The sequence below is a fragment of the Paenibacillus yanchengensis genome (genome assembly GCF_042684845.1).
GTDB lineage: Bacteria > Bacillota > Bacilli > Paenibacillales > Paenibacillaceae > Pristimantibacillus > Pristimantibacillus yanchengensis.
The window spans coordinates 104,263-117,016 of the sequence record NZ_JBHUMH010000010.1 but is presented as its reverse complement, the minus strand read 5'-3'; the positions used below and the strand labels follow the sequence as shown (position 1 = coordinate 117,016).

Below are 12,754 nucleotides of genomic sequence, written 5' to 3'. Positions count from 1 at the left end.
ATGAAGTATAATCGAGTATGTCTCATTGTATTAGATAGTGTAGGTATCGGCGCTCAACCGGATGCGGCACAGTTTGGTGATGAAGGCGCACATACGCTAGGTAATATTGCAAAAACAGTGCCAGACATGCGGCTGCCCAACTTGGAGCGTTTAGGTTTAGGTAATATTGCGCCGTTGGATCACATCTCGCCAGTCGATCAGCCACAAGCGCATTTTGGCAAGATGCAGGAAGTTTCGGTGGGGAAAGATACGATGACCGGTCATTGGGAAATGATGGGGCTTCACTTAATGGAGCCATTTCAAGTATTTCCTAACGGTTTTCCAGAGGAATTAATTACACAGTTTGAACAAAAGACAGGTAGAAAAGTGTTATGTAACAAACCTGCTTCCGGAACAGAAGTATTAGTGGAATATGGTAAACAACAGATGGAAACAGGCGATTGGATTGTATATACATCGGCAGATAGCGTATTTCAAATCGCTGCTCACGAAGATGTCATTCCGCTGGAAGAGCTATATCAAGCGTGCCAAATTGCCCGTGATCTGACGATTGTTGAACCGTATCGTGTCGGTCGCGTCATTGCTAGACCTTATGTCGGTCAACCAGGGCGGTTCGAACGTACGAGCAATCGACATGACTATGCCTTGAAACCACCAGCGCCAACAGTGCTGGATCATTTAAAAGCAGCGGGCTACGATGTCCGAGCGATAGGTAAAATTAACGATATATTTGATGGGGAAGGAATTACTCACGCTAGTCCAACTCGTCATAATTTAGATGGGATACAACAAACGATCTCGGCATTGAAGCAATCTTTTTCGGGGTTGTTATTTACTAATTTGGTTGACTTTGATTCATTGTATGGACATCGACGCAATCCGCAAGGGTATGCGGAAGCATTGCAGCAATTTGACGAATGGTTACCTGCTATTATGGCGCAGATCAAAGAAGATGATCTTCTTATTATTACAGCCGATCATGGGAATGATCCTACTTTTGCTGGTACAGATCACACGAGAGAGTATGTTCCTTTATTAGTATATCAGCCGCAGCTAGTGGAGCAGCAATCGTTAGGCATTAGATTAACATTTGCTGATATAGCTACTACATTGGCAGATAACTTTTCTGTGGAGAGTACGGGAAATGGGCAATCTTTTTTAACGGAGTTGAAATAAAATGATAGATAGGCAATATAAGTTGGAGTAGGGGGCGTGTTCATGCGAGCTTATGATATTATTGCGAAAAAACGTGATGGCAAAAAGTTAACGACAGCAGAAATAGAATTCTTTATTGTAGGCTATATGGACGGTTCCATACCAGATTATCAAGCGGCTGCGTTTAATATGGCTGTATTTTTCCAAGGGCTGGATGATGAAGAAACTTCTGCATTGACGATGGCGATGGTGCAATCAGGTGATCAATTTGATTTGAGCGCTATTCACGGCATTAAAGTAGATAAGCATAGTACGGGTGGCGTAGGTGATACAACGACTCTAGTATTAGCTCCTTTAGTAGCATCCGTTGGTGCGCCAATGGCAAAAATGTCAGGTCGCGGACTTGGGCACACGGGCGGTACACTGGATAAGCTAGAGGCTATACCGGGATTTCATATCGAGATGGAGCAGCAGCAGTTTGTTGACGCTGTTAACCGTGTAGGAGTAGCTGTTGTAGGGCAGACAGGCAATCTTGTACCTGCTGACAAACAGCTCTATGCTTTACGTGATGTGACAGCGACGGTAGAAAGTATTCCGCTTATTGCAGCCAGCATTATGAGTAAAAAAATTGCAGCTGGTGCAGATGCCATAGTGTTAGATGTCAAAGTTGGCAGTGGCGCATTTATGAAGACAGTAGACGATGCTTTTTTGCTCGCACATAAGCTGGTTAATATCGGTGAGCAGGTTGGTCGGAAGACTGTCGCTATTATTACTAGTATGGATCAGCCACTCGGCAACGCTATTGGAAATACAGTTGAAGTACAGGAAGCGATTGCTACATTAGCAGGTAAAGGACCATCCGATTTGCAAATGCTATGTTTAACTTTGGGTGGGCAAATGCTTTATTTGGCAGAAATAGTAGACAGTCCGCAAGAAGGAGAACGATTGTTACTACAGTCTTTACAGGATGGAACAGCTCTTGCCAAAATGCGCGAATTAATTAGTTCACAGCAAGGCGATGCTTCTGTTGTTGATGATCCGCAAAAGCTACCGCAAGCCAATGAACAAATGACCGTATTAGCAGAAACAGAAGGATATGTTAATGCGATTGAAGCAGAACAAATTGGTTTGGCAGCGATGATTATGGGAGCGGGACGAGCAACGAAAGATGATCAGATCGATTATGGTGCTGGTGTTGTGCTACAGTGTAAAGTAGGAAGCTACGTTGAAGCAGGTGATGTGCTTGCAACGTTATATAGTAATAGAACAGATAAATTTGCCGAAGCTGCGCTGATGGTGCAACAGGCGTACACGATATGCGAAGAACAGCCAGTGGCGATGCCATTAGTATATGGCGTAGTAAGTGTAGCTGGTGAAGAGCGATATGTGAATTAATAATTAGTACAGAATAAGCTACTTGCTTTGTAGAAGCCGGAAAGTTGCTCCGACCGCTACATCGTAGGTAGCTTTTTGCCTTTTGTAATGGTCCCGCCATTTGTTGCACAGCATGTAAGATTTATTGCTTACTTAAACGGTCGGCTACAGATTGTAGTAACAAAATATCATCACCGCTTAAGTTTTGTATACTTTCTAACAGTGAAAACACCGAATCGTGAATATGTATTTCTTCATCTGTCATATAGGCTTGATTCAATTGGCTATAAAATTGCCATTTACCTCGAAAAAAAAGATTAGCTCCATAACTTTCATGTAGTTGATCTTGCTCGCTTATTAACTCTCCTAATAGAATCCAATCGATGGACACTTTATATGCATTCGCTATTTTCATCAAGATGGCACCACTTGGAATGCTATAGCCATGTTCAATGTTATTAATGGTTGCCGAAGTAGATTGAATCATCTTTGCAAATGACTCCATACTATGTCCATGCTTTAATCGGATATCTCGTACTCGTTGACCAATACTAGTAATGATCTGTGGATCAATGCCATGTTTTTTATTAGGTTGCTCCATGTATACACCTCTAATTGTCTTAGTAAAGTTCTTATCTCGTGTTTTATTTTGCTAATATTAACTAGTGAATGTATTGACAATACTAATTATTACTAGTATGGTTAATATATAGTTGGTTATTGGCTAGCCATTTTCAGTATACCACTAATCTTTATTAATGAAATCACTATTTGTTTAAGGAGGGCAGCTTATTGTCACAAAAACAGATTACACCACTTGGATGGAAAATCATGGTCAGACTAGCTGAGCAACAACTTACTCGTAAACAATTTTGTGAACAAGAAGGAATACCTGAAAGTAGACTTTCAAACTTAATTACCGGATTGCGTCCCGCAAAAAAGTATAGACAAATCGTTATAGAAAAGTTAAATATTCAAGATGAGTTTGTAAATAGTTAGTAGCTTAACGTGTAGTTATAGCTCTTATTGTTTCATAAGTTGTTTAATAAATGTTTGTCGATAGGATATAACGCCTTTAAGATTTGATCTCTATACCGTAATATAGAGATAGTCTTAAAGGTTTTTTTAATATAGGGAAGGTTTTGATAAAAATTAATAAAAATAGAATCGATAGTAGCGTCATATATTATGTGTACAGTGTGATGTGCCATGAAGATGAACGAGCGCTATGCGAGTTAGAAGTGCGGCAGCTATTAGCAGTATCGACAACAATCGTCGCTGGATTGAATGTAGTCATTAGTAGCCGAGATGTGGATGTCACCCGAAGCCCTTTTTTGAAACAACGAATTGCCGCATGGCGTGCTGCGCTAAGTACAGAACAATTGATCGAGCAGCTATCAGCGCTACCGCTAAATGAACAGCACAACCATTGTAATGAACGATTTAAAGTAGAAGTGTGGAAAGAACATGTTATGGAACAGCAGGTAGATGAGTGGGAGTGGAGGGATGAGCAAAGTGATGCCAAAGAGCAGTTAGCGCGTGTTGCTGTCAGTACACCTGCGCACAGACAGCAGTTGGCACGGCAGATCGGTGAGGTAATAGTTGGTGAGGTGGATTTGCAACAACCAGAGGTTATATTTGGTGTTGTATTTGCTGCTGGTCGTTGGCACTTTGGGGAACAAGTGACCAACAGCGGCAGGTGGCTTCGTCATCGTTACAAGCCACGCCAGTATTCAACGGCATTAACTCATCGGATGGCTCGTTCGATTGTTAATATCGCTATACCTAAGATTAACAATTTTACAATAATTGATTTATGTTGTGGCATAGGCACGGTACTACTGGAGGCAGCATCGATGAATATTGCAATTGCTGGTAATGATCATAACCATCATATCGTGCAAGGAGCAAGAGAAAACATTGCTTATTTTGGCTATGAAACGACTGTGACGGTTGGAGATATGCAGCTTATTCAGCAAAAATATGATATTGCCATATTGGATATGCCTTATAATATTTGTTCCACACTGAGTGAGTCTGACAAGCAATCGATGTTAGAGCATGCACGCTATATTGCTAGCCGATTAGTAATTATCACTGTAGAACCATTAGATACTCTGCTAGAAGATGTTGGGTTTTCCATAATTGATCGTTGTACTGTTAGAAAAGGGAATTTGGTGCGTGAAATTATCGTCTTGGAGTAACGACAATGTGTGGTGTAGGAAAAATAAAAAAAGGTACTATTTAATTATAATCATTATCATATAGTAATTGACATATAATTAATAATTGTTATCATTAAGAAGAGATGATAAATAATATAATACAATATGTTGAGGTGATTCGTTTGAGTACGAATAATAAGCATTTGACGACAAGTTTTGGAGCACCCGTTGCGGATAACCAAAACTCTATGACAGCAGGCTCAAGAGGACCAACACTCATTCAAGATGTACATTTGTTAGAGAAATTAGCGCACTTTAATCGTGAACGAGTGCCTGAGCGAGTGGTACACGCCAAAGGTGCAGGAGCACATGGATATTTTGAAGTTACGAATGATTTAACAGCCTACACGAAAGCTGATTTTTTATCAGCAGTTGGAAAACAAACACCTGTATTCGTTCGGTTTTCTACAGTAGCTGGCGAATTAGGTTCAGCAGATACAGTAAGGGACCCACGTGGTTTTGCCGTTAAGTTTTATACAGATGAAGGAAATTACGATTTGGTTGGCAACAATACTCCTGTGTTTTTTATTAGAGATGCTATTAAGTTTCCAGATTTTATTCATACGCAAAAACGCCATCCACAAACACATTTGAAAAACCCGAACGCTGTGTGGGATTTCTGGTCATTATCTCCAGAATCTTTGCACCAAGTAACGATACTTATGTCTGATCGAGGAATACCGGCAACATTTAGACATATGCATGGTTTTGGTAGTCACACGTTCAAATGGGTGAATGGAGAAGGAAAAGCGGTATGGGTGAAATATCATTTTAAAACAGAACAAGGTGTTAAAAACTTAGATGTAGCACTAGCTGCTAAGCTGGCAGGTGAAAATCCGGATTATCATACGGAAGATTTGTTCCATGCCATTGAAAAAGGTGATTATCCTGCATGGAAACTTTGCGTGCAAATAATGCCTGAAGAAGATGCAAATACGTATCGTTTTGATCCATTTGATGTTACGAAAGTGTGGTCGCAAAAAGATTATCCGCTAATTGAAGTAGGTAGAATGGTACTTAATAGTAATCCAACTAATTATTTTGCTGAAGTAGAGCAAGCGACATTTTCACCGGGATCATTCGTACCTGGCGTGGAAGCATCACCAGACAAAATGTTACAAGGAAGATTATTCGCGTATTCTGATGCTCATCGTTATAGAGTAGGTGCTAATCACAGTACAATTCCTATCAATCGTCCGAAGGCAGAAGTGAACAACTATCAGCGTGATGGAGCGATGCGCTCGGATGATAACGGCGGAGCAAGCGTTTATTATGAACCGAATAGTTACGGTGGACCAAAAGAAGCACCACAACATCAGGTGAAGCCGTTTGAAGTATCCGGTGAAGCAAACAGTGTAGCTTATGATCACGACGACCATTACACGCAAGCAGGCGACTTATATCGACTGATGGATGACGGAGAGAAAAGTCGCTTGATCGATAATATTGTAGCTGCTATGAAGCCAGTGGATCGGGAAGATATTAAACAAAGACAAATAGAACATTGGCGCCAAGCAGATGAAACACTAGGTCAACGAATAGCCGAAGGATTAGGGTTAGCGTAACAGCAATCATCGTTCATTTCTATAAAGAAGGAGCTTTCTCTTAACCCAATGGGGATAGAAAAAGCTCCTTTTGTCATTATTTATTAGGACAGGTTTTATGATGAGAGTACTTTTGCATTGTCCAAATGTTTTCGTTGCTGTACTCGATTAGCATAGTAGTGAACGGCACGATAAACAACTTCACCAAGCGCAATGCCAGCAATTAAATCAATTAATGCATGTTGCTTAATGAAAATGGTTGAGAAGATGATCGACCATAGAATAACTGAAAAGACGATACGCCATTTAAATGTAAGTAGTTTATGTCGATTCATCGTAATGAGTAATATATAGCTAGTCAATACATGTACACTTGGTAAGCAATTTAATGGTTCATCATTACTATAAACAAGAGTAACAGCATAGGACAGTAAGTCGTTGTTAATAATTTCTGGGCGTGGCACATATGTCGGAAACAAAATGAAGATGACATTACATACCATAACTGCTGCATTGTAAGTTATAATTGTCTTCCAAAATAAAGGCTTGTTTTTTAATCCAATATAAATAAATCCAAGGTATAAAATGGGCATCCATATAACATACGGAATAACGAACCAGGTAATGAAGGGGATTTTTGTATCAATCCAAAAATAATTGTAAAAAGGTTCTCCTTGAATGGATTGGCCAATTGCCAAATAGATTAGTCCCTGCAGCGCAATAGTAAGCACAGCAAGAAGATGCCAATTTTTTTTCGCAAACGTTAGCATAGTAACCTCCGTCATTTGTTATTGCTTTTATATCCTACATGCAATTGCATTATTAAGCAACCTAAGGATGTAACTTCGACATAATATAGGATATGCTTCTCATTTGTGGAAAATGAGCTTCTCAATTAACGCGTAATGTATTAAAATTTTGATAACACAATTGATTTGGAGGAAATGTGATGCAATATTTATGCACTTATATTAAGGAAGCAGAGTTGAAAGCGATTGCGGAGGATGTTTGGAAACAACTACCTGAGATGGTACTTCGAGACGTAGTGACGGAACAGCCGCCGGTATTGTCTACAAAAGCAAAAGCCTGCTGGAGTGAGACTCATCTATACATACGTTTTTGGTGTCAAGATAATTATATATTGTCCAAATATGAGCATAGAGACGATCCGTTATACGAGCAAGATGTTGTGGAGGTATTTATAGATCCGACTGCGACTGGAGAGCACTATTATGAGTTTGAATTAAGCCCTCATAACGTTATCTTTGACGCTGCGATTACGATTATAGATAAGGATAGAGCGAAAGCGGCGAAGCGGGGTGCTAATGAGTTACCGTATATGACAGTTGATAAAAATTGGGATGCAACGAACTTACAAACACAAGCGTTTGAAGTAGAGCCGGAGTTGTATTGCTATGAATTACGATTACCCTTTACGGATTTGAATGCAGAAGTAGTTGCTGGTCAGCGTTGGCGATGGAATCTATATCGAATCGATGATGATATGAAAGGGGTACGTCATTATAGCGCTTGGGCGCCGACTGGTGTTGTCAATTTTCATGTGCCTAGTAAGTTTGGTGAATTAGTTTTTGTGAAAAACTAATGATACTAAAGGGGCTATACAGATAGCCCCTTCGATAGTCAGCTTATAAAATAGTTACATTTTCTCTTACTCGTTCTAGGTAAGCTGTTTGACATTCCACTAGTAGACGAGTACCGTTTTCTTCATAGTTAGTTTGGAGAATATTCGCATTCTCATTAAAGTAAGCAATTAGTTTGCCTTGTTCGTAAGGAATAAGCAAATCGTACGTTTTATAGTCTTTAAAAATCTGCTCACTTATCAGCTGCAGTAGTTCATCCAACCCAGCTTGTTCATGTACCGACATATATACTGTTGAGTCTTGTATTCTAGGGTAAGGTTTATCCGTTAAATCACATTTATTAAATGCATATATAACCGGTATTTGTCCTGCGTCTAGTTCGTTTAATGTTTGTTCTGTAACAGAAATAAGCTGTTCATAATTTTGGTGCGAATAATCGACGACATGGACGAGTAAGTCAGCTTCTGTTACTTCTTCCAATGTAGAACGAAATGCTTTAATTAGATGATGAGGCAGGCGACTAACAAAACCGACCGTATCTGTTAATAAAAAGTTTTTCTTATCTGGCAATTCAATTCTTCGTACAGAAGTTTCCAGTGTCGCAAACAACATATCTTTCACAAATACCTGTTTGGTAGCTGCATCATCAAATTTCTCAATAAACGCATTCATTAAGCTAGATTTTCCCGTATTAGTGTAACCAACTAGACAGACAACTGGCATTTCGTTTTTACGACGTTGTTTCCGTTGCACTTGGCGAACAGCTACTAATTTTTCTAAATCTTGTTGTAGCATAGCAATTCGATCTTCAATCCGGCGGCGGTCTAGTTCCAGTTTCGTTTCTCCGGCACCTCTATTGCGTAGTCCTGCGCCGCCACCTTGTCTACTTAACGAAGCACGTAAACCGACAAGTCTCGGTAACATGTATTGTAACCGAGCTACTTCTACTTGCAGCTGCGCTTCTCTCGTTTGGGCACGTTCAGCAAAAATATCAAGAATTAATACTGTTCGATCAATAACAGTACATGCTAAAGCAGCTTCAAGGTTACGAATTTGCGATGGAGATAGTTCATCGTTACAGATAACGACTTCAGCTTCAGTAGCATTCAGTAAGGCTGTTATTTCCTCTACTTTCCCACTACCAACGTAATGTGCTCGATGGGCTTGTTCTGCTTTTTGGTGCAGTTCCCCCGCTACTTCGATATGACAAGCTTCTGCTAAGTTACGTAATTCTTCCATCGCATATTCAAAATCATGCTGGTGTTGTTTTTCAACTCCAACTAATATAGCTTTATATTTTTTTTCATGCATTGTTCGTATTATCCCCTTTTAATGTAATTGTCGTTGTCATTAGTATTTGCTAAACGTTGATATATTACTATTTAGGCTCTACCTCAACATTAGTACTTGACGTGTGAACGTGCAGATAATCTCCCACGGCTCGGGCATTTACAGGAAGGAAGAAGCGATTTATACGATTTTTCACACAAGTTGCCTTCAAATTGATTCCAATTGATTCGATTGTACGAAAAATCGTACATAAAGCAAGGCGCGGCGGTCAAAAAGCGAAATTTTGTATGATTTATCGTATAAATTAGTCATCATTGCCTGGAAATGACCATTCTCTGTACGAAAAATCGTACAAAACGGTCTTCCATGCCGCGCTACCCAATCAACATCAGCACAGGTCAATCACTGATTTCGGTTTTGAGCCACTATTGATACGCAGTAAAATATAAAAAGCACAGGCAAACTAAGCCTGTGCAGTGCGTGAAATGGGTCAAATGGTAAACAATAGCAATAATACTGCAATAAAAATAGTAGACAATAAAAAAGCCAACTATATTGCAATGAATGGTATTGTTCAGTCGTAAGAGTATAAAAGGGCAGACCTATTCCGTTATCACTGCACAGAGCAGTGTAGAAGTGCTATTAAATTACTTGCGCACAAATCTTAAACGGATTGAATTGATCACCCTGAACCCTCCATTCTGAAATTCATTCCAGTATACCATACTGTGCTTCTAGACGCAAATAAATGTTTCCAGTACTTGCCAGCATTAAAGTGCTATGCTATATTAATTGGAAACGCATACATTTCGGAAGAACCGAGCGATAGCTATCTATTGTTCGGTTTTTTTGTTTTGTATGTTTGTTTTTTTAGAAACATATTAATACTAATTAGGGAGGATGACTAATGAAGGATGATGGCACTTTGTACCAACCAATCGATCATTACTTGATGAATCATTATAATGAACAAGACCGTAAATGGCTGTTACGGCAATTAATTTTTTTACATGAGTGTAATGGTCAATATAGTTATAAAAATAAAATTACCCGCGGCAATATTACGGTAGATAAGCAAGGTACATTGATTGAATGCGCAGCTACTGCATTACGAACGTTACAAGATTATTATGCCTCATCATCCTATAGTAAACGAAAATCGTTATATTAATTAAGGATAGTTATCGCATATAATATAGGTATCTAAGCAGCAGGGAGTGAACAACTATGCGTATACTATTACAACCCCGCAGTCGTAACTGGTTACTATATCTACCTATTACGACTGCAGTTATTACGATTATGATTTATCTAGTTCGGTTTGTTATGGCTGGAGCGACATTTGATGTTGTTATTGCACTTCGTATGTTGCTTTTTAGTTTTATAGTAGCTTCTATTTATAGTTTATTAGGGTACTTTGGTTTGCGTTATATACTGCTCCTATCTAAATTAGGGTTGTTGCTCGGTTTGGTCATGATGAGTATTCTATCACAAGGCAACGCTACTGGTTGGGAAGACTTGGCTGGCTTTATTGCTTTTCTGTTTCTATTCGGTGCCGGCTTCGTCGTAGGTATTGTAGTCGAATTGATTCGAATCATCTATGTGTATATAAAACAGAAAAAACAATAACAACAGTAGTTATAAATTACGTCTTTACGATTAAATTGTTTATTTTATCTAGTAGTTGTTCATACTCTTGTTCATATTGGACAATTTTCTTTCTTGCTCCATTAATAGAAGTGCTTAACGTATTCATCGTCTGCAAATTGTTGAGAGCCTGTTTAGCAGATTGTAGTCGTAAAGCGTTTGTTAATAATTTACCTTCATCTGTAAATAATTTATTTTGTTTACTAATGGTACTATTGGCGTTTTTAATATTGCTTAACAGATTGCTTCCACTTGTGAGCATCGCCCGCAATTCTTTTTTGCGGGCTGTTGCTGCTGCTTTGGCTTTAGTTAGCTCTGCTTTCTTATTGCGGATGATTTGCTTCGCTTGATCTGCTGCTGCTTTCGATAGTGCTAGTGCGACATTAGCGACCTTGACAGCTTCTTTGTTCGCTGGTTTCATTTGTTTAATAATTGTTAGCTGCTGTCGTTGTTGTTCATAAGTTTTAATTATAGGATCATATTTTTTGGTGACTTGAGCTACTTCGGAGTTTAGGCGTTGAATGTGGTCATTGTCGAGCTGACTGATGGCGGATCGAACTAGTTTTTCTTTCGCTTGATTATTACTTTTTAGTTTTTTCGTTTGTTGCTCTAGCTCTAACTCTTGTTTTCGATTCGTTTGCAATTGATTATAACCAATAGTGAGTTTATCAGTAATCGTTGGTTCGCTTTCTTTCGTTAGTTTGTCAAAGTTTTTTTGTGCGGTAGTAGTTAGTGTGTAGCTAGCTGCATAGGTCGTTGAAGCTGGTAATAGCAGTAGGACAGATAATAATGTAGCAGTAAACCAAGTGAATAATTTCATAATATAACCTCCCAAATAGTAGTGGTATCCATACAGCAAGGGGCAGAAAACTAATCAGTAATGAGTAGTAAACTAATCAGTAATGAGTAGTAAACGACAAAAAAGCACCCGTCGCTCATCGGTTGATGAGGCGAACGGGTGCTTCCCTTTTTGTATTGATTAGTTTCCATCTTACCGTTAACGGAGCAATTCGTCAAGAGCAAAATGTTAACGAAAAATGGTCGCATGAATGTTAGATTTGTCCTATACTATGGTTCAAGAGAGAAGATGAGAGAGGAAGAAAACAACATGAGTTATAAAATTGTGTTTTTTGATATTGATGGAACATTGGTTAATGATGAAAAAGTAATTCCAGCGGACACGGTACAAGCGATTCAACAGTTAAAAGCAACGGGAGTAGAACCTGTTATTGCCACGGGACGAGCGCCGTACTTTATTCAGCCATTGATGAAACAATTAGGAATCGCATCTTATGTATCATTGAATGGTGCTTATGCTGTATACAAAGGGGAAGTTGTTTTTCAACAAGCAATGGATAGAACTTCGATAGAAAAATTAGTAGAAATTGCAGAGCGTCATGAGCATCCACTTGTATTTGAAGGGACTAAGCAGTTTGCAACGAATCAAGAAAATCATCCGGCGATGGTAGCAGCGGTGTCTTCGTTAAAGGTTACTTTGCCTGCTTATAATCCACAGTTTTGGCAACAGCACAATATTATGCAAATATTTCTACACTGTACTAGTAGCGACGAGCATTTGTATGCAGCTTTACATGATGATTTGACCTTTATTCGTTGGCACGAACAAGCGATGGATGTATTGCCACTCGGGCTGTCCAAAGCAGTGGGAATTGAAGCGATGTTAAATAAACTGGGTTTAACGAATGCAGATGCGGTAGCGTTTGGTGATGGACTGAATGATAAAGAAATGCTTCGTGCAGTTGGGCTCGGAATAGCGATGGGCAATTCCCACGCTGATTTGTTGCCCCATGCTGATTTTGTAACGACACATGTGGATGAGCAAGGGATTCGCAACGGTTTAATTAAAGCAGCATTGTTACCTGCATAGTGTTGTTATTTACTGTTCACCAACTAGCCT

General features: G+C 39.3%; 13 protein-coding genes. 9 read left to right on the top strand and 4 right to left on the bottom strand.

What is annotated here, in order from left to right; genetic code table 11:
- Both ACFSTH_RS02895 and ACFSTH_RS02890 read left to right on the top strand, forming a co-directional pair.
- Window positions 1-1,176, top strand: coding sequence for a phosphopentomutase (locus ACFSTH_RS02895; RefSeq protein ID WP_377769708.1), 1,176 nt, complete (start codon window positions 1-3; stop codon window positions 1,174-1,176).
- Window positions 1,177-1,218: 42 nt separating this feature from the next.
- On the top strand, window positions 1,219-2,550 hold the full coding sequence (locus ACFSTH_RS02890; RefSeq protein ID WP_377769709.1) for a pyrimidine-nucleoside phosphorylase: 1,332 nt from the start codon (window positions 1,219-1,221) through the stop codon (window positions 2,548-2,550).
- Window positions 2,551-2,671: 121 nt separating this feature from the next.
- Here ACFSTH_RS02890 and ACFSTH_RS02885 read toward each other — a convergent pair whose 3' ends face one another.
- Entirely contained in the window at window positions 2,672-3,130 is a 459-nt protein-coding gene (locus ACFSTH_RS02885) for a helix-turn-helix domain-containing protein (protein WP_377769710.1), read from the bottom strand.
- A gap of 191 nt (window positions 3,131-3,321) precedes the next feature.
- On the opposite strand from ACFSTH_RS02885, the gene ACFSTH_RS02880 reads away from it, so the two are divergent.
- The 3 genes from ACFSTH_RS02880 to katA all read left to right on the top strand — a co-directional run bounded on the left by ACFSTH_RS02880 (window position 3,322) and on the right by katA (window position 6,319).
- A complete protein-coding gene (locus tag ACFSTH_RS02880; RefSeq protein ID WP_377769711.1) occupies window positions 3,322-3,528 on the top strand; it encodes a hypothetical protein in 207 nt (68 codons plus the stop codon).
- 143 nt (window positions 3,529-3,671) lie between these two features.
- On the top strand, window positions 3,672-4,733 hold the full coding sequence (locus ACFSTH_RS02875) for a TRM11 family SAM-dependent methyltransferase (RefSeq protein ID WP_377769712.1): 1,062 nt from the start codon (window positions 3,672-3,674) through the stop codon (window positions 4,731-4,733).
- Window positions 4,734-4,837: 104 nt separating this feature from the next.
- Entirely contained in the window at window positions 4,838-6,319 is a 1,482-nt protein-coding gene (gene katA, locus ACFSTH_RS02870; protein WP_377793587.1) for a catalase KatA, read from the top strand.
- A 95-nt stretch (window positions 6,320-6,414) separates the two neighbouring features.
- On the opposite strand, the gene ACFSTH_RS02865 is transcribed toward katA, so the two are convergent.
- Window positions 6,415-7,068, bottom strand: a complete 654-nt coding sequence (locus ACFSTH_RS02865) for a phosphatase PAP2 family protein (RefSeq protein WP_377769714.1) — start codon at window positions 7,066-7,068, stop codon at window positions 6,415-6,417.
- 179 nt (window positions 7,069-7,247) lie between these two features.
- On the opposite strand from ACFSTH_RS02865, the gene ACFSTH_RS02860 reads away from it, so the two are divergent.
- Window positions 7,248-7,901 carry a carbohydrate-binding family 9-like protein gene (locus ACFSTH_RS02860; RefSeq protein WP_377769715.1) on the top strand — a complete coding sequence of 218 codons (654 nt, stop codon included), beginning with the start codon at window positions 7,248-7,250 and terminating at the stop codon, window positions 7,899-7,901.
- A 43-nt stretch (window positions 7,902-7,944) separates the two neighbouring features.
- Here the strand turns inward: ACFSTH_RS02860 and hflX are convergent, their stop codons facing one another.
- On the bottom strand, window positions 7,945-9,210 hold the full coding sequence (hflX, locus tag ACFSTH_RS02855) for a GTPase HflX (RefSeq protein ID WP_377769716.1): 1,266 nt from the start codon (window positions 9,208-9,210) through the stop codon (window positions 7,945-7,947).
- Between the two features lie 886 nt (window positions 9,211-10,096).
- Between hflX and ACFSTH_RS02850 the strand changes: the two genes are divergently transcribed.
- Both ACFSTH_RS02850 and ACFSTH_RS02845 read left to right on the top strand, forming a co-directional pair.
- Complete coding sequence (locus tag ACFSTH_RS02850; protein ID WP_377769717.1) at window positions 10,097-10,360, top strand: hypothetical protein; 264 nt, start codon at window positions 10,097-10,099, stop codon at window positions 10,358-10,360.
- Between the two features lie 56 nt (window positions 10,361-10,416).
- Entirely contained in the window at window positions 10,417-10,818 is a 402-nt protein-coding gene (locus ACFSTH_RS02845) for a hypothetical protein (protein ID WP_377769719.1), read from the top strand.
- Between the two features lie 16 nt (window positions 10,819-10,834).
- Here ACFSTH_RS02845 and ACFSTH_RS02840 read toward each other — a convergent pair whose 3' ends face one another.
- Complete coding sequence (locus tag ACFSTH_RS02840; RefSeq protein WP_377769720.1) at window positions 10,835-11,656, bottom strand: hypothetical protein; 822 nt, start codon at window positions 11,654-11,656, stop codon at window positions 10,835-10,837.
- A gap of 288 nt (window positions 11,657-11,944) precedes the next feature.
- On the opposite strand from ACFSTH_RS02840, the gene ACFSTH_RS02835 reads away from it, so the two are divergent.
- Window positions 11,945-12,724, top strand: a complete 780-nt coding sequence (locus ACFSTH_RS02835) for a Cof-type HAD-IIB family hydrolase (protein WP_377769721.1) — start codon at window positions 11,945-11,947, stop codon at window positions 12,722-12,724.
- Window positions 12,725-12,754: the final 30 nt, after the last annotated feature.